Raw genomic sequence first — 24081 nt, forward strand, 5'->3', positions numbered from 1 at the left:
CCACCGCCATGCTCTCGCCGATACGTCTTGTCTCTGAAGCTGCCGAGCTCGCCGCGCGCCGCCACAACGGCATGGCGCGCAAGGGGCGCGGCAACGAACCCTACATCAATCACCTCGCCGAGGTTGCGAACCTGCTCGCGACCGCGACCGACGGCGCCGATGCCGAGCTGGTCGCGGCCGGCTGGCTGCACGATGCAATCGAGGACACCGACACCACACGCGAAGAGCTTGCGCAGACCTTCTCGGAGCGCGTCGCGTCCCTGGTCGTCGAATGCACCGACGACATGAGCTTGCCGAAGACCGAGCGGCGACGGAGGCAGATCGAGGACGCTCCGCACAAATCTCCCGGCGCAAAGCTGATCAAGATCGCCGACAAGATCAGCAATATCGGCGCCCGCATTCATTCTGATCCGTCCACTGAAGAGCGCGACGACCTCGCCGACTACAGCGGCTGGGCCGAGCGGGTCGTCGCGGGGTGCCGCGGCGGCAATGCATGGCTCGATACGAAATTCGATGATGCCGTGAAAGCAGCGAAGGCTTTGCTGTGAGCAGCCAACAGTTCAATCGCAAACGGGGCTTGTGATGTCCGTCAAGATGAAGCGTTCCGTCTATGCCGATATGTTCGGCCCGACCACCGGCGACAGGGTTCGGCTCGCCGACACCGATCTCATCATCGAAGTGGAGAAGGATTTCACCACCTATGGCGAAGAGGTGAAGTTCGGCGGCGGCAAGGTGATCCGTGACGGCATGGGGCAATCGCAGGTCACCAACAAGCAGGGCGCGGCCGACACCGTCATCACCAATGCGCTGATTGTCGACCACTGGGGTATCGTGAAGGCTGACGTCGCCATCAAGGACGGCATGATCTCGGCGATCGGCAAGGCCGGCAATCCCGACATCCAGCCGGGCGTCACCATCATCATCGGCCCCGGCACCGACGTGATCGCGGGCGAAGGCAAGATCCTCACCGCCGGCGGCTTCGACAGCCACATCCATTTCATCTGCCCCCAACAGATCGAACACGCGTTGATGTCAGGCGTCACCTCGATGCTGGGTGGCGGTACCGGTCCGTCGCACGGCACTTTCGCCACCACCTGCACGCCCGGCCCCTGGCACATCGCGCGGATGATCCAGTCGTTCGATGCTTTCCCGGTCAATCTCGGCATCTCAGGCAAGGGCAATGCATCGCGCCCGGCGGCGCTGGTCGAGATGATCAAGGCCGGCGCCTGCGCGCTGAAGCTGCACGAGGATTGGGGCACGACGCCGGCTGCGATCGACAATTGCCTCTCGGTCGCCGATGACCACGACATTCAGGTCATGCTGCATTCCGATACGCTGAACGAATCCGGCTTCGTCGAAGACACCATCAAGGCCTTCAAGGGCCGCACCATCCATGCCTTCCATACCGAGGGTGCCGGCGGCGGCCACGCCCCCGACATCATCAAGGTCGCGGGCCTGAAGAATGTGCTGCCGTCCTCGACCAATCCGACGCGCCCCTTCACCCGCAACACCATCGACGAGCATCTCGACATGCTGATGGTGTGCCACCATCTCGATCCCTCGATCGCGGAAGATCTGGCCTTCGCCGAAAGCCGCATCCGCAAGGAGACCATTGCGGCCGAGGATATCCTGCACGATCTCGGCGCGCTCTCGATGATGTCCTCGGATTCGCAAGCCATGGGCCGTCTCGGCGAGGTGATCATCCGCACCTGGCAGACCGCCGACAAGATGAAGAAGCAGCGCGGCTCGCTGCCGCAGGACAAGGGCAAGGACAGCGACAATTTCCGCGTCAAGCGCTACATCGCGAAATACACCATCAACCCTGCGATCGCGCACGGCGTGTCCAAGCTGATCGGCTCGGTCGAGAAGGGCAAGCTCGCCGATCTCGTGCTGTGGTCGCCGGCCTTCTTCGGCGTCAAGCCGGATTGCATCATCAAGGGCGGCACCATCGTCGCAGCGCCCATGGGCGACCCCAACGCCTCGATCCCGACGCCGCAGCCGGTGCACTACCAACCGATGTTCGGCGCCTTCGGCAAGGCGCGCACCGCGTCGTCCGTGGTGTTCACTTCGAAGGCCGCGGTAACCGGCGGGCTGGCGCGCAAGCTCGGCATCGACAAGAAGCTCTATGCGGTCCAGAACACCCGCAGCAAGATCTCCAAGAAGAGCATGATCCACAACGACGCGACGCCCAACATCGAGGTCGATCCGGAGACCTACGAGGTGCGCGCCGACGGCGAGCTTCTGACCTGTCCGCCCGCCGAGGTGCTGCCGATGGCCCAGCGATATTTCATGTACTGAAATAGCGCCTCAACGCATGTCCCCGGTGCATGCCGGTTGCATGTCTTGGGACGGCTTTTCCGGTTTTGCGTTCGATCCCGGCTGGTCTAATGTCCCGGCCGGAATTGAACCCTTGAGAAGAAAAGCCGGGAGGATTTCTCGTGATCTACGTCGTTGCCACCCTGACCATCAAGCCCGAGACGCGTGCCGAATTCATTGCAGCCGCGACCGCCTGCATCAAGGAGACGCGGAAAGAGCCCGGTAATATCGCCTACGACCTGCACGAAAGCGTCACCGATCCCGCCAAGATGGTGTTCGTCGAGCAGTGGGAGAACATGGAGGCGTTGGGGCCGCATCGCGCTGCCGAGCACATGAAGACGTTCGGTCGGGTCGCCGTAAAGTGCTTCACGGCGCCGCCGAAGATCGAATACATCACGCCCGAGAAGGTCGAGACGAGGTAACAGCGCATGATCCGGGCAACGCAGGTCAGGGGACAGCACCGTTTCACGGAAACGCCGGCGGATACGGTCGTGCTCGATTTCGACGATCGGCACCGCCGCCGCATGGCGATGACGGGGACACGGGGTCTCGAATTCCTGCTTGATCTGGAGAACGCCGTCGCGCTGCGCGGCGGCGATGCGCTGGTGCTGGAGGACGGAAGGCTGGTCGAGGTGGTGGCCGCGCCCGAGCCGCTGCTGGAGATCCGCGGCCGCGACCCGCATCACCTGGTCCGCGTGGCCTGGCACCTCGGCAACCGCCATCTGCCGACACAGCTGATGACCAAAGCCTTGCGCATCCGCCGCGATCACGTCATCGAAGCGATGGTGAAGGGGCTTGGCGCGAAGGTGATCGAGATCGAGGCGCCGTTCGATCCCGAAGGCGGCGCCTATGCCGAGGCCGGGCATGCGCATGGCCATGATGACCATGCGCACCACGCTCATGGGCACCACGACCCCCACGATCACGGTCATCACGACCATGGCCATGACCATCATCATGATCATGCCGCGCATGACCATGGCCATGATCACCACCATCACCACGACGAACATTGCGATCATCCCGATCATCACCACGGCCACACGCATGGTCATGACCACAAATGAGCAGGTCGGTGCCGGCGACCTCGTCGAGCGCGAGGCGGCGGCGCTGTACCGGCTGATGACGTGGCTGTCGCCGGCATTTCCCGTCGGCGGCTTCTCCTATTCCAGCGGCATCGAATGGGCGGTCGAAGCGGGTGATATCACTGATGTCGCGACGTTGGCCGACTGGCTCGACGCGATGCTCGGCGACGGCTCGGGCTTTTGCGATGCGACGTTTCTGGTGCAGGCCTATCGCGCCGCCGAGGCCGGCGAGGATGCCGCGCTCGGCGATATCGCCGAGCTCGCCGCCGCCTTCGTGCCGTCGCGCGAGCGGCAGCTCGAGACGACCTCGCAGGGCCGCGCCTTCATCGACATCACCCGTGCCGCGTGGGATGCGAACGGCCTGGATGCCATGGTTGCGGCATGCCGTACGCCATTGGTCTATCCCGTTGCCGTCGGCGTCGTCGCCGCAATGCACGCGGTGCCGTTGGCCCCGACGCTGCACGCCTTCCTGCATGCGCTGGTCTCGAACTGGATCTCGGCGGCGAGCCGGCTCATTCCGCTCGGCCAGACCGACAGCCAGCGCGTGCTGGTGAAGCTGGAAGCCGCCGCCGCCGTCACAGCCAATCGGGCGCTGAATGCGACGCTGGACGATCTCGGCAGCGCGACCTTTCGCGCCGATCTCGCCAGCCTCAGGCACGAGACGCAATATACGCGGCTATTCAGGTCATGAGGCGCGATCTTGCCACGGTGTCGTCCCGGCGAAGGCCGGGACCTATAACCACAAATGTGCGTGGTTATGGAAGGATGAAGCCACAGCCTGTCTCATCAACTGAGTTCGGTGGCTATGGGTCCCGGCTTTCGCCGGGACGACGTTAGGAAAGAGCGAACGACATGTCGAAATCTCACGGCCCCTTGCGTGTCGGCGTCGGCGGTCCCGTTGGATCGGGCAAGACCGCGCTGATGGACCTGCTCTGCAAGACCATGCGGGAGCGCTACGACATCGCCGCGATTACCAACGACATCTACACCAAGTGGGATGCGGAATTCCTCGTGCGTTCCGGCTCGCTGACGCCGGACCGCATCGCCGGCGTCGAGACCGGCGGTTGCCCGCACACAGCGATCCGCGAGGACGCTTCGATGAATCTCGCCGCCGTTGCGGACATGCGGGCCAAATTCCCCGGGCTCGACCTGGTGCTGATCGAATCCGGCGGCGACAATCTCGCGGCCACTTTTTCCCCGGAGCTTGCCGACCTCACCATCTATGTGATCGACGTTGCCGCCGGCGACAAGATTCCGTCCAAGGGCGGCCCCGGCATCACACGGTCCGACCTCCTGGTCATCAACAAGATCGACCTCGCGCCCCATGTCGGGGCGTCCCTCGAGAAGATGAACACCGACGCTAAACGCATGCGCGGCGAACGCCCCTTCGTCATGACCAACCTGAAGAAAAGCGAGGGGCTCGACCGTATCGTCGGCTTCATCGAGACCAAAGGTGGGCTGAAACGAGCGGATTGAAGCGGGCAAGCTGACGGCCCGCGGCGACATGGCGCAGGCGTTTTCCGCCGTTAACCTCTGAGGCAAAAGCGCGTCGGCGGAACAAATTTCGGACATAGCGATTATCTACCTCCGGTGCCTGGAGCAAAGCCGTTATCGGCCAGACGATCGGCCGGGCTGATTAAGCTTTTTGGGCGACCCAAGTTGCGTGCAAATGCCTCCTCCGTCATTATCTCTGGTACTGGGCTCCACCCTGTTTCGGTCCATGGCCGTTCGAGCGGCGTTGATATGCTCCGTGTTTATTGCCGACCTCCTGCTTCCGCCTGAGTAGTCGCGTGGTCCGGCTGGGTTTCATCATCGGCTTCATCGCTCTGCTCGGAGCCTTGCTCTCCGGGCTCGCGGCGTATCGCGTCCACGACCAGGAGCTGGCGCTGGACCGGATTGCGCTGGCGCGCGCGATCGACGTTCATGCGAGCCTGGTCCAGGACAGATCGACCGAGCGCGAGCTGCTGGCGCGTGTCGCCTCAGGCCTGTTCCGCGCGCCGTCGGTGCTGAAGCCGAACATGCTGGAGCCGCTGCGTTCGGCCATCTACGCCTTCAAGACCGACTTCGTAGTGGCCGGCTGGGTCGCGCGGCTGCAGCCGAACGAGCTCGCCGCGGCACAGAACGCCATTGCGGCGGCCGGCTTCCCGAAGCCGCAGATCCGGGATTTCAGCGACAAGCCGATCGACCCGGCCAGCCTGACCCATCCGATCGACGTGCTGATGGATCTCGAGCCGCGTAGCGACGAGACCAAGGCGCTGCCGGGCAGTAGCTACGACAACGACCCGGTTCGCAGTGCAATGCTGACGCGGGCCAGGATCGAGAAGCGGTCAATTGCCTCCGACCCGGTGCCGCTGCTGCGCGGGAACGGGCCGATCGGCGTCATCGTGGCGGCTCCGGTCATTCCCGAGGGCGCCACCGAGCCGGCCGGCTTCATCACGTTTTCCTATGAGCTCGCCACGCTGATGCTGACCAATGACGATCTGTCATTGTTCTCCGTGGCGCTCAAGGATCCGCGCAAGGAGGGCAGCGAGCTCGTTGCCAACGACCAGGGCGTGGTTTCGACCCGCATGACGTCGCCGGACGGGCCGGCCCCATCGGCGACGCGCACGGTGAGTTTCGGCGGTCGCGACTGGCAGCTCGGCTATTACGCCAAGACCAATTCGGCGCGGCGCGCGGAGCAGACCGCGATCATCGTGGCGGCGATCGGCTTCGCGATCACCGCGATGGTGTGCGGCCTGTTCGGCTACGTCGCCTACAACAATCTCAGGCTCAGCCGCGAAATCCAGGTGCGGATCGGCTTCGAGCGGCGATTGACCGCGGTCATCGACGAGCTGAATCATCGCGTGAAGAACATCCTCGCGGTAATCCAGTCGATCGTGACCCGCACGCTGCGCCATGGCTCCGACATCGATGTCGCGCGCGAGCTCCTGATCGGCCGCATCCACGCCATGTCGAACGTGGTGTCGCTGCTCAGCGAGAGTCAGTGGCAGGGCGTCAAGCTGAAGGGCCTGTTCGAAGCGCGTGCCATTCCGCATGCCGATCGCATCGCCGTCAGCGGGCCTGACATCGCCGTCAGCGCGCGTGCGGCGCAGAGCCTGTCGCTGCTGTTCTTCGAGCTCGCCTCGCACTCGGACGAAGGCCTGTCGCTGGTCGGCAAGCATCCGCACATCACCGCAAACTGGACGGTGACGGGCGAAGCGGGTGAGGAGGTTTTCCAGTTCCGCTGGGAGGAGTTCAACACCAGCGAGGCGACGCGCCGGCCGGATTCAGATTTCGGCCTGATCCTGCTCGACCGTGTCGCGCCCGAAGCGCTCGGCGGCACAGCCAAGCGCTACTTCACCGACGTCTCCTATGTCTACGAGCTGATAGCGCCGATGGAAACGGTCGTCGACATGACCGAACGCGACCGCACCGACAAGATCTCGGCGCCGGTGCGGCCGGCGAAGTAGAGTCCGCGCCTCCCCATCAGGCCGAGGTTGGTCGTGCGGCGACTGCCGTCATCTCGAGTTTGACGCCAGGACCGAGATCGGCCACGCCGACGGCAGCACGCGCAGGCAGATGAGCTTCCGCGAAGTGCGCCTTCCAGGCCGCATTGAACGCAGCCTTCTCGCTCAGGTCAGTCATGAAGATGGTCACCTGCAAGACGTTGGCCATGTCGGATCCGAGAGTCTTCAGGAGTTGCGACAACTGGCCAAGCACATCGTTGGCCTGGCCGGACATGTCGCGGCTGGTGTCCTCGGGGACAATTCCGCCGATATAGAGCACACCTGCATGCTCGACGACTTCATGGAGCAAGCCTTCGTATGGCAAGATGCGTTTGATCATGATGAGACGGATGCTCCTGTAGGACTCGAAATGAGATTTCCGCGCATTGCGCGTCTGCTTTAGCCCTTCGGCCGCAGCACCAGGTCGACCAGGCTGCGCGCATAGGCCGGCGTGATCGGCGCGATGCCGAACACGTAGCGATAGAACAGGCTGCCATAGATGGCGTCGTAGAGATCCTCCGCCGGGCCTTCGGCCTGGATGCTGCCGTCGCGCTGGCCGGTCGCGATCATATCCACCAGCGCGTCGCGGCGAAATTGCAGATAGCGGGCATAGAACAGTTCGGCGGAGCCGGTCTTGGAGATGCATTCGGAGATGACGGCAAGCTGCACCTTGCCGAACTCGCCTTGCAGGGCTTCGGCATAGGCCGCGGCATGGCGGCGCGCGCGCGCTGCGGGCGTGCCCGCGCTCACGGGTGGCAGCGGCAGCATTTGTGCGGCGTGGTGGAGAAAGGCGTCGATCAGCAGCGCCTCCCGCGACGGCCACCATTTGTAGATCGTCATCTTGGAGACGTTGGAATGGCGCGCGACCGCATCGATCGTGGTTGCGCCAAGGCCGGTCGTGGCCATCAGCGCATAGGCGCTTTCGAGAATGGCATGGGTGGTCTCGACCGAGCGCGGCCGGCCGCGCCGGGGTGCGCCCTCGGCTGCATCAGACGTGCTTTTCGCTATGACCAAGCCGGTCTCCTTGCGCAGAGGCTGCCATTCCCGCGTGACCGCCGCCTCGTCCCGCATAGCGTAGCGGCGGCCGGCAGCCTAGCGAAATCGCGCGACTAGGCCCGCTGCCGCAGGGCCGCCGGCTCGTCCTGCCGCTTCGACCAGGAGATATAATAGGCCACGGCGGTCATCGCCGCGAAACCGGCAAGGCTCACCCCGATCTGTATCACGACCAGGTTGGCGCCTGTGATCAGGATGAGATGGCCGGCGAAGGACAAGAATACGCCGATGCAGAACACGGCGAGCCATTCCTCGCCGCATTTGATCACCATCTGGAGCGGCTTCCATTGCAGCCCCGGATGCTCCGCGGGGATGAGATGGGTTGCGATAAAGGCGAGCGCGAGGAAATGGAGCACGCGATAGGGCGCGAGATTTTCCTTGTCGGCCGGCGTGATGCCGTTGAGCACCACATCAGGCAGATAGGCCGACAGTGCAGGCGAGTGGCGCATCAAGGTGATGGCCATCGCCGCGACGAGATAGGCGCCCGCGAGAACGCGCAGCCAGGGCAGGTTGTGCAAGCCGCGGCCCGAAGCGCCGGTAACGGCGAACCAGCCGCCCAATACCATCAGCATCTGCCAGCAGAACGGATTGAACGTCCAATCCTGGTCAGGATAAGCGTGGAAATTCCAACCGAACCAGCGCGCGGCGAGATACAGCGCGACTGATGCGCCCAGCGTCAGGTTCGGGTGCCGCAGCAGACCCCACAAGGCGAACGGGAAGAACGCCATCAGCGGAATCATCAGCTGCAGGAGGTCGAGGTTGAGCGGCTGTTCCTGGAGCACCAATCCCTGGACCAGGATGCGCAGCGGGTGCTCGAGAATTCCCGAGATGTTGTATTCCTCGATGATCTCGGGTGCCATCGATTGCGAGGCGACATAGGCGATGGCGTCGATATAGATCACGAACAGCACGACGTAGGCGGCATAGAGCCGCCAGACGCGGCGGAAGATGCGGGTCGCCGCGACGACATAGCCGCGCTCCAGCGACATCCTGCCGTAAATGATGGCGACGCCGTAGCCCACCACGAACACGAACAGATCGGCCGCGCCGCTGAAGCCGAAATTGCGCAGCGTCAGCAGATTGACGACGTTGTTCGGGACGTGGTCGACGAAGACCGACCAATTGGCAATGCCGAGCGTCAGATAGAGCCTGGCGTCGTGTTGAAATGCGGCAAGGTTCGCCTTGACGGACGGTTTCATCGCGGAAATTGACTTCTGGAATCAGGGGCGATGCTTTTAGCGGCAACTGCATGCCTATCCGAGTAGCGATTGCGTGAGAAGGGTGGATTGACCGCGCCTGGTGAAAAATTGCGCTGTATCGGGCCATCGAAATCCGACCGGCCTGCTCGCCCGGCCGGCAGCGCAACTTTCCTAACGTGCCTCGTCCTTACTCGGCCGGCTCGGCCGCCGCCTCATCCGTCGCGCCAGCGCGGCTTGCGAGGATTCCGAGCGCGACGCCGCCGATCGCCAGGATCGGCAACAACCGTTTGACGCCGATGGCGCGGACGATCTGCAGGCCTGTTGCGATCAGCATGGGATCCGCGAGCATGCTGGGTGCCGCTTTCGCGGCGCGCTCGGCGGCGATGCGCGCGCGTGTCCGCATCTCCCGCTTGTAACCCCAATAGGTCCCTGCGGCGGCGAGCGTCAGCAGGAAGAAGATGCCGGCGCCGGCGAGGCAGGCCTGCACGGGGCCGTATTTTTCCAGCACCGAGATGAACGCCGCCGCGCAAAGGAAGCATGTGGTGACGAACAGCGCAAAGGCCGCACCGGCAGCAAGCGACGTCAGCCGGATTGTCGTGCCTGTCGATGCGCTGATGCCGTCGATGATGCGCTGAAACACGGTCTTGCTCCCTAGCGGCGCCAGGCGAAGCCGATCAGGAAGCCGATGCCGAGTGCGACGCCGACGGTCGCGAGCGGCCGCTGCGTGATTGCGTCTTCCAGCGTCTCCTCGAGCGAGCCGTAGGCATCCTGCGCAGCATCCATCATGGCGCTGCCGCGCTCCGAGAAGTCGTCGAGCGTTGAATCCACGTTGTCCCGCGCCTGCCGGTAGCCACGTCGGGCCTGCTTGCCCGTGGCATTGGCGAACGTGTTGAGCGCGTCGGTGATCTGGTCGGTGAGGGCGGCGATATCGCTTTTCACGGCTGCTACATCCTTCTCGAGGCGTTCTGCGGTGGCTTTGTCGATCCAGTCTCGCATCCCGGCTTCGCCATTGGTCATTGACATCAAGGGGCTCCAAAACTGTCGGCCGCGGAGATAGCCGGAAAACGTTTCGTCTTCGGGGAAGTTCCGTTCGCGGCCGCCGTTACGCCTGCGGAAGCTGCGGCGTATCCTCCGGCAACAGATGCTCCTTCAGGATCAACCCGACGATCAGCAGCGGAGACGACAGGAAGGCGCCCATTGGCCCCCACAGCCAGGTCCAGAAGGCCAGCGCGATGAATACGGCCAGCGCATTCAGCGCCAGCCTGCGGCCGATGATGGTCGGTGTGACAAAGTGCCCTTCCATGAACGTGATGCCGCCGAAGGCGATCGCCGCGGCCAGGCCGCCGCCGATGGTCGGGAACGCCACGACCCCGATGACGGCCAGAATGAGGAACATCGCGACCGGCCCGATGATCGGGATGAAGTTCAGCGTTGCGGCGAGGGCGCCGAGGCCGGCCGGATTGGGCATGCCCGTGATTGCGCAAACGACACCGGCGGCTACGCCGACGCCGATATTGATGACGGTGACCGTCAGCAGATAATTGCCGAGATGGACCTCGATCTCGTTCAGGATCCGCAGCGTGCGCAGCCTCGCATCGCGCTCGCTGAACGTCATGATCAGCGCGCGCCGCAGGTCGCGCCAGCTCGCGATGAACAGGATCAGGGTGGCGAAGAACAGCAGGAATTCGGCAAAGGTCGGCGACAGGAATTCCAGCGTCGGTTGCACCCATTCGATCTTGGGGAGCGGGACACTCGGCAGCTGCTCCGAGCCGCCGACCATGGTCTGGAGCTCTTGCCACAGCGCCAGAGGGCGATCGAAAACGTGCATCTTGTCCTTGAGCTGTCCGGCAAGCTCCGGCAGACGTGAGCTCCAGGCCATCACCGGCGAGGCAATAAGTGCGAAGATGAACGCGACGACCGCACTCACCGTGATCACGATGAGCACGGCGCCGAGGGCTCGCGGCACCCCTCGCTTTTCAAGGAAGGTCGCTGCCGGCGACAGCATGGTGCCGGCGACGACGGCCATCACGACAGGCAGGAAGAACGCTTTGGCGACATAGAGCACGGCGACGACGGCGATCAGGAGCAGGCCGGCGAGGGCAAAGGCAACGAATTCGGTGCGTCGGATCACCGGCGGCAGCTCGATGTGGCTGTCAGGAAGCGGAGTGCCCTCGTCGGTGCTGGAAATCAGTCGCTCACTGGGAAGGACGCGCACAATATCTCTCCCGCACGGAAGCTCTTCCGCGCGCCCATTGATGACGGAAAAACGCGCGGCGGACGTCAGGGTTCCATCGCGGCTTCGTGAAGTTGCGGTCGCTTGACTGTGACTCGGCTGCCGCACGCAGCAGCGGAACTTGAGTCGGCATCGCTGCGTTGACGGCACAGCAGCATCACCCAGATGCACACATCAACGGGGCGCCACATGACAAAGTTCTCCGTCGTCCGTCGCAGCTTCTCGCCGCGCGCCGTCAGCGCTTGTGTATTCGCGACAGCCTTGCTGGCAGTGCCGTGCGCGGCTCAGGCCCAAACGCTCGGCTATGTGCCGATGCAGCCGCAGGCCTATCAGCAGGACCAGACCTACTCGCAGGGTTACACCGGCGAAGCGCCACAGACGGAAGATGAGGATGCGGTGCTGCCCGATCGCCTTCGCCGGCAGATCGTGAGCTTCGACCGCAACGAGCCGGCCGGCACCATCGTCATCGATACCGCCAACACCTATCTCTATTACGTGCTCGGTAACGGGCGCGCGATGCGCTATGGCGTCGGCGTCGGCCGCGAGGGATTTACCTGGTCGGGCGTGCAGAGCATCAGCCGCAAGGCGGAATGGCCGGATTGGCACCCGCCGGCAGAGATGATCGCGCGCCAGCCCTATCTGCCGCGCTTCGTGGCCGGGGGGCCCGGCAATCCGCTGGGTGCGCGCGCGATGTATCTCGGCTCAAGCGAATACCGCATCCACGGCACCAACGATCCCACCACGATCGGCAAGTTCGTTTCCTCCGGCTGCATCCGCCTCACCAATGAGGACGTGACCGATCTGTTCAGCCGCGTCAGCCTCGGCGCCAAGGTCGTGGTGCTGCCGAAGAATGCGCCGCTGATGGCGCGCGGCGGCGACAAGGGCGGTGATAGCTGGCGCAAGCGGCCGGCGGTGACGACGCTGCCTTCGGGACGCCAGGCGCTGAACATCCCGGCGTCGTCGGTAGACTAGCGAGTTGAGTGAGGTCACATGATGAGACGTTCGATCAGCAAGCTGGCTTGTGGAACGGTCGCGTTCGCAGCGATCGCTTCCCTTGGCCTCGCGCTGACGCCTTCGGCACATGCCGAGGATTTCTTCTCCGCGCTTTTCGGCGGCTTCCGCATGCGGCCGCCGCCGGAAATCCGGATGCCGTTCCCGAGCGATGACATGCCGCGCTACGACGCGCCGCGCCAGCGCGCGTCCTATGGCGGCGGCGCGGCCTATTGCGTGCGTGGCTGCGACGGCCGCTATTTCCCGGCCCAGGGCACGGATGCCGAGAGCAAGGCGCAGTCCTGCAAGAGCTTCTGCCCGGCGTCGGAGACCTCGCTGGTCTATGGCAGCAACATCGACGATGCCGCGACCGACAGCGGGAAGTCCTATTCCGATCTGCCGAACGCCTACCGCTATCGCACCGAGATTGTCTCCGGCTGTACCTGTAACGGCAAGGACTCGGTCGGCCTTGCTTCGGTCAAGGCCGAGGACGATCCGACCTTGCGCAGAGGCGATATCGTTGCAGGGCGCGATGGCCTCGTCGTCGCCAATCGCAACGCCAACGATGGCCGCGGTGTCGCGATGAACTTTTCGCCATTGCCGGAGTCGATGCGAGCCAAATTCCGCCAGCTGCCGGTGGTGGCGAAGGAGTAGGGAGCCTTACGCCGCGCTGGTCTGGATCCCGAGCAGGTCGGACGCGCTTTTCACGTTGTCGGCGGCAGCTGCAGTCCGGGGCGATAATTCCATCATAAAATGCAAGAGGTTGCGTGGGCGGAACCGGCGCGCGAGACAGGCGTTAGGACCTCGTAAGCAATTTGCCTGAAGGGGGCTCTCCCGATGCTGGTCGGCGTACTCGTCACCTTTCTCGTCGTCATTCTCGTGCTTTATCTCATCAACATGCTGCCGATGGACGGTCGCGCCAAGCAGATCGCGCGCGTCATTGTCATCATCATCGGCATCGTGTCGCTGCTGAAATATCTCGCTGTGTTCTAGTGAAGCGCAGCGACCATCCCGGATGTCGCTTCGTTCACCCGGCCTGCTGCTCCCAAACGAAAAGCCCCGGCCCGAGCCGGGGCTTGATACCGCGCTAGTGTAGTGACTTCAGCCAGTCGTCGACGTCCTGGCGCACCTGATCCTTGGCTTTGCCGTAACGTTCCTGGAGCCGACCTTCGAGCTGCTCGCGGCGGCCCTCGATCAATCGGAGGTCGTCGTCGGTGAGCTTGCCCCATTTCTCCTTGGCTGAACCCTTGAACTGCTTCCAGTTTCCCTCGATCCGATTCCAGTCCATGATCATCTCCCATGGGTTGGTGGCCGGACAACGCGACGAATGCGCAGCCGTTCCGCAGGAGGGCGCGACGTTTCGTCCGAAAAAAAAAGCCCCGGCTCGCGTCGGGGCTTTTGACATTCAGGTGATCTCGCTCAGCCGAGCGCCTTGGCCTCGCGGCGGCGCGCGGTGAGGATGTATTCGGTGTAGCCGTTCGGCTGCTCGCGGCCCTTGAAGATGAGGTCGCAGGCGGCCTTGAAGGCGACGCCGTCGAAGGCGGGTGCCATCGGCTTGTAGATGGCATCGCCCGCGTTCTGTTTGTCGACGACGACGGCCATGCGCTTGAGCGATTCCATCACCTGCGCCTCGGTGATCACGCCCTGATGCAGCCAGTTGGCGAGATGCTGGCTGGAAATGCGCAAGGTGGCGCGGTCTTCCATCAGGCCGACATCATGAATGTCAGGCACCTTGGAGCAGCCGACGCCCTGGTCGATCCAGCGCACGACGTAACCGAGAATGCCCTGGCAGTTGTTGTCGATCTCCTGCTTGACGTCATCAGGCGCCCAGTTCGACTTCGACACCGGAATGGTGAGGATGTCGGACAGCTTGGCGCGCGGACCGCCCTTGGTCAGCTCCTGCTGGCGCGCGATCACATTGACCTGGTGATAGTGCAGGGCGTGCAGCGTGGCTGCGGTCGGCGAAGGGACCCAAGCCGTGGTGGCGCCGGCCTGCGGATGGGCGAGCTTCTGCGCCAGCATGTCCGCCATTTTGTCGGGCGCGGCCCACATGCCCTTGCCGATCTGGGCATGGCCGGGCAGACCGTCGATCAGGCCCATGTCGACGTTCCAGTCCTCATAGGCCTTGATCCAGGCCTGCGCCTTCATCTCGTTCTTGCGGATCATGGGACCCGCTTCCATCGAGGTGTGGATCTCGTCGCCGGTGCGGTCGAGGAAGCCGGTGTTGATGAACATGATGCGCTTGGAGGCGCGCTGGATGCAGGCCTTGAGGTTGACGGTGGTGCGCCGCTCCTCGTCCATGATGCCGACCTTGAGCGTGTCCTCCGGCAAGCCCAGCATCTTCTCGACGCGGTCGAAGATCTCGCAGGTGAACGAGACCTCGTCCGGGCCATGCATCTTCGGCTTGACGATATAGGCCGAGCCCGTGCGGCTGTTCTTGACCTTGGAGCTGCCCTTGAGGTCATGAATGGCAAGCAGGCCGGAGACGGCGGCATCGAGCAGGCCTTCCGGCACTTCCTCGCCCTTCTCGTCCAGTACCGCGTCGGTGAACATGTGGTGACCGCAATTGCGCATCAGCAGCAGGCTGCGGCCATGCAGCTTCACTTCGCCCTTGCCATCAGGGGTCTTGTAGCTGCGATCGGCATTGAGCGAACGGGTCAGCGTCTTGCCGCCCTTCTCGAAATCGGCCGAGAGCGTGCCGTTCATCAGGCCGAGCGTGTTGCGGTAGACCAGCACCTTGTCCTCGGCGTCGACCGCGGCGACCGAGTCTTCCATGTCGAGGATGGTGGAGACCGCAGCCTCCATGATCATGTCGGCGACGCCGGCCGGATCGTCCTTGCCGATGGCGCTGCTGCGGTTGATCGTCACCTCGACATGCAGGCCGTTGTTGACGAGCAGCACCGCCGACGGCGCAGCCGCATCGCCCTGGAAGCCGGCGAATTGCGCGGCATTCTTCAGCGCGGTGGCGTTGCCGCTCTTCAGCTTCACCGCAAGCTGGCCCGCGACCACGCTATAGGCGGTGACGTCGGTGTGGCTGCCGGTCGCCAGCGGCACGGCGGTATCGAGGAACGCCTTGGCCTTGGCGATCACCTTGTCGCCGCGCGCCTTGTTGTAGCCCTTGCCGCTCTCGGAAGGATCATGCGGGATGGCGTCGGTGCCGTAGAAGGCGTCATAGAGCGAGCCCCAGCGCGCATTCGCCGCGTTCAGCGCATAGCGTGCGTTGGTGAGCGGCACCACCAGCTGTGGGCCGCAGATCTTGCCGATCTCCTCGTCGACATTGGCGGTCTCGACCTTCTGCGTCACCGGCTCCGGGACGAGATAGCCGATCTCCTTCAGGAAGGCGGTATAGGCGTCGAGGTCGAACGCCTTGCCCTTGTGGGCCCGGTGCCACTCGTCGATCTTGGCCTGAAGCTGATCGCGGAAGGCGAGCAGCGACCGGTTCTTCGGCCCCAATTCCTTGATGATGGCGGCGACCCCGGCCCAGAACGCATCCGGCGCGATCCCCGTTTTGGGGGCGGCTTCCTTGGCGATGAAATCGAAAAGGACGGGGGCGATCTTCAATCCGTGGGCGTCGACGCGTTTCATGATGGGCTTTCTTGTTGGAAATGGCTGTTTTTGGCTGCTTTTGACCCGCCAGCAGCAAAATGCGCCCATAGGGGGCGGCTTTCGGGGGTCTATTAGCCCCAAAATCGGGGCGGTGAGAAGACCCCCAGGGGGTTGTCAAAATGTCAAGGAGATGTGGGGGAGCGCCCGGGTCTATCGCCCGAAATGGAGCATATGTTGCCGCGGCCACCAATCTGTCACCGTCACCCTGAGGTGGCCGCTTCTTCAGCGGCCCTCGAAGGGCGACGGCCCGGCTCGGTGGCGAGCATCGGGGCCGTACATCCTTCGAGGCTTCCCATGCGCCGCTCCGCGTCGCTTGGGAAGCACCTCAGGATGACGGGACTTCTTGCGTTGTCCGAGCCAGGACGACACCGGTGATGTGGCGCAGAGTGTGCGCTCTCGAATAAAGCGCCCGCCTCAAATATTCGCGGCGAGGTCCACGACTTCGTCGAACAGCACGCCAGTCGCCTTCAGCATCTGCTCGATCTCGTCCGCCGCATCAGCAACCGTCCGCGTCGACGTGTCGATTACAAGCTCGGCGGCTTGTGGCGCTTCGTAGTCGTTGCCGATGCCGGTGAACGACGCCAGTGAGCCCGCGCGGGCCTTTTTGTAATGGCCCTTGGGATCACGCTCCTCGCAGACTTCCGCCGGCGTCGCGACGTGGATCTCGCGGAACGCGGTGTCGGCGATGCGGCGCGCGGTGGCACGGTCTTCGCGCGCGGGCGACACCGCGGCGACGATGGCGATATGGCCGTTGCGCGCAAGATGCGTCGCGACCTCGGCCAGCCTGCGGATGTTCTCGCTGCGATCGGCGGCGGAAAAGCCGAGATCGCTGTTGAGCCCGGCGCGCAGCGTGTCGCCGTCGAGCAGGATCGGCGAGCCGCCATTGGTGAAGAGACGCCGCTCCAGCGCCTTCGCCAGCGTCGACTTGCCGGAGGCGGGCAGGCCGGTGAGCCAGACCACGGCGCCGTTGTGGCGATAGCGCGCGGAGCGCTCGTCGGGACGCAGTGCCGATTCCACCGGCACGATGTCGACGGGCACGGCGCGCTGGCCGGCATCCACCGACAGCACGAGGCCGCCGCCGGCGATGCGCCCGGAGACCTCGATCACGAGACGGCCGGTGCGCGGGTTCTCGGTGTAGGGATCGGTTGCGATCGGATTGGACAGGGAGATGTCGATCTCGCCGACATGGTTGCGGCCGATCGCCTTGTTCTCGCTGCTCGAGAGCTCGCCGGGGTCGACCGCCTTCTCGATGGCGACGACCGTGGCGCGGCTCTCCTTCGGGCCGCAGCGCACCAAGAGTTGATCGCCCTTGGCGAGCGGCTTGTCGTGCAGCCAGAAGATGCGCGCGCGCAGCCGCCGCGTCTCGCGGGGCGCGGCGCTCGCATGCGCGATGATGTCGCCGCGCTCGATGAACAATTCACGGTCGAGCGTGATGCCGACCGAGCGGCCGGCTCCTTGCCGGCTCGCGATCGGCGTCACCGGCCAGCTCTCGACCGACTTGATCCTGGCGATCTTGCCCGCGGGCATGATGACGATCTCGTCACCGGCAATGAGGCTGCCGGATTCGATGCGGCCGGCGACGATGCGGCGGTCGTCGAACTTGTAGATCGCCTGCACCGGCAGGCGCAGCGCCAGCGCTTCCAGCGGCCGTGCCGGCTCGAGCCGATCGAGCGCCTCGACCACGGTCGGACCCTTGTACCAGCCGATGCGGTCCGTGCGTTCCGCAACGCCGTCGCCATCGCGCGCGGAGATCGGGATCACGGCCGTCGGCATCACGCCGAGGCCATTGAGATGTGCCGAAATCTCGTCGCTGATCTCCTTGAAGCGATCGGCACTGAAGTCGACGCGGTCCATCTTGTTGACGACGACAGCGACCTGCTTCACGCCGAGGAGGTGCAGGAGATAGCCGTGTCGCCTGGTCTGGTCGCGCACGCCTTCCAGCGCGTCGATGATCAGCACCGCGCCGTCGGCCTGCGAAGCGCCGGTGATCATGTTGCGCAGGAATTCGGCATGGCCGGGCGCGTCGATCAGCACAATGTCGCGCGAATTGGTGCGGAAGCGGATCTGCGTGGTGTCGATGGTGATGCCCTGGTCGCGCTCGGTCTGGAGCGCGTCGAGCAGGAACGACCATTCGAACGGCATGCCGCGCCGCGCGCTGACGGCTTTCAGCATTTCGAGCTTGCCGTCGGGCAGGCTGCCGGTCTCGTGCAGGAGGCGGCCGACCAGCGTCGACTTGCCGTGATCGACATGGCCGACGATGACGATGCGGACCTGGGGACGCGTGGTGCCGTTCGGCGTGGCAGGCGAAGTGGGGGTGACGAGCATGTTCATGACCGCGATGCGTCCTTGATCAGAGATAACCGGCGACGCGGAGGCGCTCGAAAGCGTCCTCGGTCTCGTGGTCGAGCGCGCGGCCGGCGCGCTCCGGCACCTTGGTCTGCTCGAGCTCGATCAGGATCTCTTCGATGGTCGATGCGGTGGAGTTCACGGGGTTGGTGATGTCCTGATCGCCCAGCGAGCGATAGCGCTTGCCGTCCTTCGCCAGGTACAGCGGAATGATCGGGATGTTCTCGCGCTTGGTGTAGGCCCAGATGTCGGCCTCGGTCCAATGCAGGATCGGGTGAATGCGCAAGTGGGCGCCCTGCGGCGGCGATGCGTTGAAATGGTCCCAGAATTCGGGCGGCTGGTCGCGCACGTCCCAATTGCCTTCGAGACCGCGCGGCGAGAACACGCGTTCCTTGGCGCGGGTGGCTTCCTCATCGCGACGGATGCCGGCGATCAGGCCGTCAAAACCGTATTTGGCGAGTGCCATCTTCAGGCCTTCGGTCTTGCGCGCAGCGGAACGGGCCGCCGGCGGCAGCGTCGGGTCGACGGCATCGATGGGCGGGCAGGGCTCGACGCGCAGGTCGAGATCCCACTCCTTTCCGTAATGATCGCGGAAGCGATACATCTCCGGAAACTTCTTGCCGGTATCGACATGGAGCGCCGGGAACGGCATGCGGCCGAAGAACGCCTTGCGCGCCAGCCAGATCATGACGTTGGAGTCCTTGCCGAGCGACCATAGCAGGGCAATCTTCTTCAAGCGCGCAAACGCCTCGCGAAAGATGTAGATGCTCTGGGCCTCGAGCTGGTCGAGATGGTCCATGCTGGGCGCAACGTCTGCAGAAAATTCTTGCGAGCCCGAGCGTCCGACGGGGGCCGGGCTGCTCACGCCGGCAAGTGCGGAATCGTCCTTGAGAAGATGCATCTCTGCCACTTTGCGTTTGGAGGCGAAAATTCTATAGTTGCAGTGCGGAAGAGAAGAAAAAATTTTCTCTTTGCGCACTCGAAACGACACATATATAGAAAATAATTCCAGTCAACCCCGAATTGGGGGAAGCGAGTATCGTATGCGGTTCTTGCCGGTATTCCTCGATCTCAAGGCCGGTCCGGTGGTCCTCATCGGCGCGGGTGAGTTGTTGCGCGCCAAGCTGCGTGTCCTCGCCGCCGCCGGCGCGCGCATCCGCGTGCACGCGATCGACGGCAACCATGAGCTCGGCCTGAGCGCCGAGGACGCGGCGCGTATCGAGATCGCGACAGGCGATCCGCTCACGGCTGATCTTGCCGGTGTCATCGCGATCGTCTGCGCGGGGGCAGGCGACGTCGGCGTGGCGATGTCGGCGCGGGCCAAGTCGCTCGGTCTGCCCGTCAACGTCATGGACGATCTCGAGCATTCCAGCTTCATCTTCCCGGCGATCGTTGATCGCGGCGATGTCGTGGTCGCAATCGGCACCGGCGGCACGTCGCCGGTGGTGGCGCGGCGTGTGCGCGAGAAGATCGAGGCACTGCTGCCGGCGCGCGTCGGCGAGCTTGCCGAGTTCATCGGCGGCTTCCGCAAGTCCATCAACGAGCGCATTGCCGAGTTTCCGCTGCGCCGCCGCTTCTGGGAGCGCGTCATCGACGGCCCGATCGGCGCGGCCGTGCTCGCAGGCCGCAAAGCTGATGCGCGCGCGGCGCTGAACGCTATTTCCGATCCGTCCGATTTTGCGCGCGCCGACAAGCCGGAAGGCTCGGTTGCGCTGGTTGGCGCCGGCCCGGGCGATCCTGATCTTCTCACCATCAAGGCGCTGCGCGCCTTGCAGGATGCCGACATCGTCTTCCATGACGAACTGGTCTCGGACGAGATTCTCGATCGCATCCGTCGCGATACGACGCGCGTTCCGGTCGGCCGCCGTGTCGGCAAGCCCGGCATCGGCCAGGACGCCATCAACACGCGCATGATCGCGGCCGCGCAAGCCGGTCAACGCGTGGTGCGGCTGAAGGGCGGCGATCCCTTCGTGTTCGGCCGCGGCGGCGAAGAGGTGGAAGCCCTGCGCGCGGCGGGTGTTGCCTATTCGATCATTCCCGGCATTACCGCCGGACTCGGCGGCGCTGCCGAGTTCGAGGTGCCGCTCACCTACCGTCATGAAGCCACCCGCATCACCTTTCTCACCGCGCACAAGGCGCGCGATGCAGAGACCGTCGACTGGTCGACGCTGACCGACACCAAAATGACCGTTGTTGTTTACATGGGCATGACCGCCGCACCTGCCGTGCGCGCGGGCCTGTTCGCCGCCGGCCGCTCGCCGGAGACGCCGGTCGGCGTGTTCGCCCGCGTCACGCGGCCGGATGCGCAAGGCGCGGTCGGCATGCTGCGCGACCTGCCCGAGCTGGTGCGGCAGACCAATGGCGGTCCCGCCATCCTCATCATCGGTGACGTGGTCCGGCATGCCGGGTCACTTCATCGCCAATCCCCAAAGCAAATCATCTCTGACCTATTGGATGCAGCCGAATGACCTCCCCGCTCGAACAGAAGAAGATCAAGATCGCCGGCCCCTCGGTCGTGACCGCCAACCGAACCTGGGACGGCATCGTGGTGTACCGCACCGCCGCCAAGAGCTGGTCCGCGGATCTCTTGGAAGCCGCGATCGTGCGCAACTCCGACGAGGCCAAGGCGTTGCTTGCGGAATCCGTCGCCGATGACGTCGGCGCGATCGGTCCCTATATCGCTCCTGTGCAGGTCGGCGACGACGGCAAGATCGAACCCGGCAATCTGCGCGAACAGATCCGCCGCACCGGTGTGACCATCGGTCAGTCGGCCCAGGTTTAAGGCATTCGCTGATGTACGCTTACGACGAAATCGACCGCACGCTCGTCAACGAGCGCGTCTCGGAGTTCCGCGACCAGGTGAAGCGCCGGCTCTCGGGCGAGCTCACCGAGGACGAGTTCAAGATCCTGCGCCTGCAGAACGGCGTCTATCTGCAACTGCACGCCTACATGTTCCGCGTCGCGATCCCCTACGGCACGCTGGCGACGAACCAGCTGCGGGCGCTGGCCCATGTCGCGCGCAAATACGACCGCGGCTATGGCCATTTCACCACGCGGCAGAACATCCAGTTCAACTGGATCAAGCTCGCCGAGCTGCCGGACGCGCTGGAAGACCTCGCCAAGGTCGGCATCCACGCGATGCAGACCTCCGGCAACAACATGCGCAACGTCACCTCGGACCAGTGGGCCGGTGTCGCACCCGGCGAGATCGAGGATCCGCGCATCTGGTCGGAGCTGATCCGGCAGCACACCACGCTGCATCCGGAATTCTCGTTCCTGCCGCGCAAGTTCAAGATCGCGATCACCGCGTCGGACCATGACCGCGCCGCGATCAAGATCCACGACATCGGACTGAGGCTGATCAAGAACGAGAAGGGCGAGACCGGTTTCGAGGTGCTGGTCGGCGGCGGTCTCGGCCGCACGCCGTTCATCGCCAAGACCATCAAGCACTTCGTGCATGGCCGCGATATCCTCAGCTATATCGAGGCGATCTTGCGCGTCTACAACCAGTACGGACGTCGCGACAACATCTACAAGGCGCGCATCAAGATCCTGGTGCACGAGCTCGGTATCGAGAAATTCTCGCGCGAGGTCGAGGAGGAGTGGCAGCACATCCGCAACTCCTCGCTCCAGATCGACGACGAGGTGATCGAGGACATCCGCTCGCGCTTCACCTATCCTGCCTACGAGAAGCTGCCGCACATGCCGGACGAGCTGCGCCAGGCCGCGGCTGACCCTGACTTCGAGGCGTGGCGCAAGAACTCGGTGGCCCCGCACAAGGTGCAGGGCTATTCCATCGTCACCATCTCGTTGAAGCCGATCGGAAAGCCTCCGGGCGATGCCACTGCCGAGCAGATGGATGCGCTGGCCGATCTCGCCGACAAATATTCCTTCGGCGAGATCCGCGTCGGCCACGAGCAGAACCTGGCGCTGCCTCACGTTGCCAAGCGCGACTTGCCGGCGCTGTGGAAGGCGCTCGACAAGCTCGGTCTCGCGACGCCCAACGTCAACCTGATCTCCGACATCATTGCTTGCCCCGGGCTCGACTATTGCTCGCTGGCCAATGCACGTTCGATCCCGATCGCGCAGGAGCTGACGCGGCGCTTCGCCAACCACGAGCTGGCGAACCTGATCGGCCGTCTGCACATCAACATCTCCGGCTGCATCAATGCCTGCGGCCACCACCATGTCGGCCATATCGGCATTCTCGGCGTCGAGAAGAACGGCGAGGAGGTCTATCAGATCACCATCGGCGGCCGCGCCGACGAGAATGCTGCGCTCGGTACCCTGATCGGTCCCGGCGTCAAGTTCGACGAAGTCGCCGACGTCATCGAGGACGTCGTGGAAGCCTATCTCGCGCTGCGCGAGCGGCCCGAAGAGCTGTTCATGGATACCGTGAAGCGCCTCGGCGTCGAACCCTTCAAGGAGCGTGTCTATGCCACTCGTTAACGGCGGAAAAATCGTCGACGACAGCTTTGCCAAGCTGGCCGTCGATACGCCGCTGCCCGCGAGCGGCGACATCCTAGTGCCGGCCGAGCGTTTCATCGGTGAGGCGGATACGCTGCTCAAGCGCGTCGGCAAGGTCGGCGTGATCTGGCCGAACAACCGCGACATCGACGAGCTCGTGCCCTATCTCGGCAAGGTCGCCGCCGTTGCCCTGGTGTTCCCGACCTTTCGCGACGGACGCGCCTACAGCCAGGCACGGCTGCTACGCGAGCGTTACAATTATCGCGGCGAATTGCGCGCGACGGGCCAGATCCTGCGCGACCAGTTCGTGTTCATGCTGCGCGCAGGCTTCGACTCCTTCGAGGTCAAGAAGCAGGCCGATGCGGAAGCCTTCATGCAGACCGCCAAACGCTATTCGGTGTTCTACCAGCCGACCGGCGACGGCCGCATCACCGCGCTGCACCGGCGCATGCAGCTGCGTCATTCCGAAGGTGTCGGCACATGAACGCCATCGCACCCCAGGTCTCATCCCAGGTCTCGACCGTTTCTGCGCTGCCTTCCGCGGCTGAGCTGGACCGGAGATTGCGCGATGCCTCTCCTGCGGAGGTCATCGCCGCGGCGCTGAAAGCGGTCGGGCGCGACAAGCTCGCGCTGGTGTCGTCCTTCGGCACGGAATCGGCGACGCTGCTCAAGGTGATGGCCGATGTCGATCCGGCGATCCCCGTGATCTTCCTCGACACCGGCTGGCTGTTCGAGGAGACGCTGGCCTATCGCGATACGCTGATTGCGACACTTGGCCTGAAGGACGTTCGCTCGATCAAGCCGGCGGAAGAAGCGCTGACGCGCGAGGACCCCGATCGTGAACTGTGGTTCTCCGATCCCGATGCCTGCTGCCGGATCCGCAAGGTCGAGCCGCTGGCGCGGGCGCTCAAGCCGTTCTCGGCCTGGCTCAACGGCCGCAAGCGCTTTCAGGGCAATGCGCGCGCCGACATTCCGGTGGTGGAAGACGATGGCGCACGGTTGAAATTCAATCCGTTTGCCAATGTCTCGCGCGAGGAACTCGAAGCGATTTTCGTCCGCGCCAAACTGCCGCGCCATCCCCTTGCTGCGTCCGGTTTTCGCTCCGTTGGGTGCATGCCTTGCACCAGCCGAACGGCCGAAGGCGAGGATGAGCGCGCGGGTCGCTGGCGCGGTCGCGCCAAGACGGAATGCGGCATCCACACGATGAAGACTTCGTAGCACGGCCGCGCCAAGCCTTGAGGCCAATGCCCCTCGCGACGGGGAACTGGGCGCCACGCGACACGACCTGCCTTAGTGCCCCT

25 protein-coding genes are annotated in these 24081 nt (G+C 64.3%); 15 read left to right on the forward strand and 10 right to left on the reverse strand.

Translation table 11 applies throughout. From position 1 onward, the window contains the following. Nucleotides 1-8 precede the first annotated feature (8 nt). The 7 genes from XH89_RS05470 (at nucleotide 9) to XH89_RS05500 (ending at nucleotide 6850) form a co-directional block, all read left to right on the forward strand. Nucleotides 9-548, forward strand: coding sequence for an HD domain-containing protein (locus tag XH89_RS05470; protein WP_194468380.1), 540 nt, complete (start codon nucleotides 9-11; stop codon nucleotides 546-548). 34 nt (nucleotides 549-582) lie between these two features. Continuing rightward, entirely contained in the window at nucleotides 583-2298 is a 1716-nt protein-coding gene (gene ureC / locus XH89_RS05475; protein WP_194466096.1) for an urease subunit alpha, read from the forward strand. Nucleotides 2299-2438: 140 nt separating this feature from the next. Further along, nucleotides 2439-2738, forward strand: a complete 300-nt coding sequence (locus tag XH89_RS05480) for a putative quinol monooxygenase (RefSeq protein ID WP_035998129.1) — start codon at nucleotides 2439-2441, stop codon at nucleotides 2736-2738. A 6-nt stretch (nucleotides 2739-2744) separates the two neighbouring features. Continuing rightward, nucleotides 2745-3383: an urease accessory protein UreE gene (locus tag XH89_RS05485; RefSeq protein ID WP_194466097.1), complete on the forward strand. Its 639-nt coding sequence runs from the start codon at nucleotides 2745-2747 to the stop codon at nucleotides 3381-3383. Beyond that, a complete protein-coding gene (locus XH89_RS05490) occupies nucleotides 3364-4092 on the forward strand; it encodes an urease accessory protein UreF (RefSeq protein ID WP_194468381.1) in 729 nt (242 codons plus the stop codon). Before XH89_RS05485 ends, XH89_RS05490 begins: the two co-directional genes overlap by 20 nt. 161 nt (nucleotides 4093-4253) lie before the next feature. Then, on the forward strand, nucleotides 4254-4877 hold the full coding sequence (gene ureG, locus XH89_RS05495) for an urease accessory protein UreG (RefSeq protein ID WP_194466098.1): 624 nt from the start codon (nucleotides 4254-4256) through the stop codon (nucleotides 4875-4877). Nucleotides 4878-5191: 314 nt separating this feature from the next. Continuing rightward, a complete protein-coding gene (locus XH89_RS05500) occupies nucleotides 5192-6850 on the forward strand; it encodes an HWE histidine kinase domain-containing protein (RefSeq protein ID WP_194466099.1) in 1659 nt (552 codons plus the stop codon). 16 nt (nucleotides 6851-6866) lie between these two features. Here XH89_RS05500 and XH89_RS05505 read toward each other — a convergent pair whose 3' ends face one another. From XH89_RS05505 to XH89_RS05530, 6 genes are all read right to left on the reverse strand, one after another. Then, entirely contained in the window at nucleotides 6867-7226 is a 360-nt protein-coding gene (locus tag XH89_RS05505) for a RidA family protein (protein ID WP_194466100.1), read from the reverse strand. A 59-nt stretch (nucleotides 7227-7285) separates the two neighbouring features. Further along, nucleotides 7286-7918, reverse strand: a complete 633-nt coding sequence (locus tag XH89_RS05510; protein WP_194468382.1) for a TetR/AcrR family transcriptional regulator — start codon at nucleotides 7916-7918, stop codon at nucleotides 7286-7288. Nucleotides 7919-7995: 77 nt separating this feature from the next. Further along, nucleotides 7996-9138: an OpgC domain-containing protein gene (locus tag XH89_RS05515; RefSeq protein WP_194466101.1), complete on the reverse strand. Its 1143-nt coding sequence runs from the start codon at nucleotides 9136-9138 to the stop codon at nucleotides 7996-7998. A gap of 187 nt (nucleotides 9139-9325) precedes the next feature. After that, the gene (locus XH89_RS05520) at nucleotides 9326-9778 is read right to left on the reverse strand and encodes a hypothetical protein (RefSeq protein WP_194466102.1); all 453 of its coding nucleotides are present in this window, start codon (nucleotides 9776-9778) and stop codon (nucleotides 9326-9328) included. Between the two features lie 11 nt (nucleotides 9779-9789). Beyond that, entirely contained in the window at nucleotides 9790-10161 is a 372-nt protein-coding gene (locus tag XH89_RS05525) for a YqjD family protein (RefSeq protein WP_194466103.1), read from the reverse strand. Between the two features lie 79 nt (nucleotides 10162-10240). Continuing rightward, nucleotides 10241-11353: an AI-2E family transporter gene (locus XH89_RS05530; protein WP_194466104.1), complete on the reverse strand. Its 1113-nt coding sequence runs from the start codon at nucleotides 11351-11353 to the stop codon at nucleotides 10241-10243. Nucleotides 11354-11560: 207 nt separating this feature from the next. Here XH89_RS05530 and XH89_RS05535 point away from each other — a divergent pair, with 207 nt between their 5' ends. From XH89_RS05535 to XH89_RS05545, 3 genes are all read left to right on the forward strand, one after another. After that, nucleotides 11561-12343 (forward strand): L,D-transpeptidase, encoded by a 783-nt coding sequence (locus XH89_RS05535; protein WP_194466105.1) that lies wholly within the window; start codon nucleotides 11561-11563, stop codon nucleotides 12341-12343. 18 nt (nucleotides 12344-12361) lie between these two features. Then, entirely contained in the window at nucleotides 12362-13015 is a 654-nt protein-coding gene (locus XH89_RS05540) for a DUF2865 domain-containing protein (protein ID WP_194466106.1), read from the forward strand. Between the two features lie 183 nt (nucleotides 13016-13198). Next, nucleotides 13199-13354, forward strand: coding sequence for a Thivi_2564 family membrane protein (locus tag XH89_RS05545; RefSeq protein ID WP_008546817.1), 156 nt, complete (start codon nucleotides 13199-13201; stop codon nucleotides 13352-13354). Nucleotides 13355-13448: 94 nt separating this feature from the next. Here the strand turns inward: XH89_RS05545 and XH89_RS05550 are convergent, their stop codons facing one another. The 4 genes from XH89_RS05550 to cysD all read right to left on the reverse strand — a co-directional run bounded on the left by XH89_RS05550 (nucleotide 13449) and on the right by cysD (nucleotide 19112). Continuing rightward, on the reverse strand, nucleotides 13449-13649 hold the full coding sequence (locus tag XH89_RS05550) for a CsbD family protein (protein WP_164934719.1): 201 nt from the start codon (nucleotides 13647-13649) through the stop codon (nucleotides 13449-13451). Nucleotides 13650-13780: 131 nt separating this feature from the next. Continuing rightward, on the reverse strand, nucleotides 13781-15946 hold the full coding sequence (locus XH89_RS05555) for a malate synthase G (protein WP_194466107.1): 2166 nt from the start codon (nucleotides 15944-15946) through the stop codon (nucleotides 13781-13783). 435 nt (nucleotides 15947-16381) lie between these two features. Then, complete coding sequence (gene cysC / locus XH89_RS05560) at nucleotides 16382-18298, reverse strand: adenylyl-sulfate kinase (RefSeq protein ID WP_194466108.1); 1917 nt, start codon at nucleotides 18296-18298, stop codon at nucleotides 16382-16384. A 19-nt stretch (nucleotides 18299-18317) separates the two neighbouring features. Further along, nucleotides 18318-19112: a sulfate adenylyltransferase subunit CysD gene (gene cysD, locus XH89_RS05565; RefSeq protein ID WP_194468383.1), complete on the reverse strand. Its 795-nt coding sequence runs from the start codon at nucleotides 19110-19112 to the stop codon at nucleotides 18318-18320. Nucleotides 19113-19356: 244 nt separating this feature from the next. Between cysD and cysG the strand changes: the two genes are divergently transcribed. The 5 genes from cysG to XH89_RS05590 are packed head-to-tail and all read left to right on the forward strand — an operon-like array spanning nucleotide 19357 to nucleotide 23998. Further along, nucleotides 19357-20781 carry a siroheme synthase CysG gene (gene cysG / locus XH89_RS05570; RefSeq protein ID WP_194466109.1) on the forward strand — a complete coding sequence of 475 codons (1425 nt, stop codon included), beginning with the start codon at nucleotides 19357-19359 and terminating at the stop codon, nucleotides 20779-20781. Beyond that, complete coding sequence (locus tag XH89_RS05575) at nucleotides 20778-21095, forward strand: DUF2849 domain-containing protein (protein WP_194466110.1); 318 nt, start codon at nucleotides 20778-20780, stop codon at nucleotides 21093-21095. Before cysG ends, XH89_RS05575 begins: the two co-directional genes overlap by 4 nt. 11 nt (nucleotides 21096-21106) lie before the next feature. Beyond that, nucleotides 21107-22762: a nitrite/sulfite reductase gene (locus XH89_RS05580; RefSeq protein WP_194466111.1), complete on the forward strand. Its 1656-nt coding sequence runs from the start codon at nucleotides 21107-21109 to the stop codon at nucleotides 22760-22762. Beyond that, nucleotides 22749-23264 carry a DUF934 domain-containing protein gene (locus XH89_RS05585; protein WP_194466112.1) on the forward strand — a complete coding sequence of 172 codons (516 nt, stop codon included), beginning with the start codon at nucleotides 22749-22751 and terminating at the stop codon, nucleotides 23262-23264. The genes XH89_RS05580 and XH89_RS05585 overlap by 14 nt, the downstream gene beginning before the upstream one ends. After that, complete coding sequence (locus tag XH89_RS05590) at nucleotides 23261-23998, forward strand: phosphoadenylyl-sulfate reductase (RefSeq protein ID WP_194466113.1); 738 nt, start codon at nucleotides 23261-23263, stop codon at nucleotides 23996-23998. Before XH89_RS05585 ends, XH89_RS05590 begins: the two co-directional genes overlap by 4 nt. Nucleotides 23999-24081 lie beyond the last annotated feature (83 nt).

Origin of the sequence: Bradyrhizobium sp. CCBAU 53340 (genome assembly GCF_015291645.1) — a bacterium.
Taxonomy (GTDB): domain Bacteria; phylum Pseudomonadota; class Alphaproteobacteria; order Rhizobiales; family Xanthobacteraceae; genus Bradyrhizobium.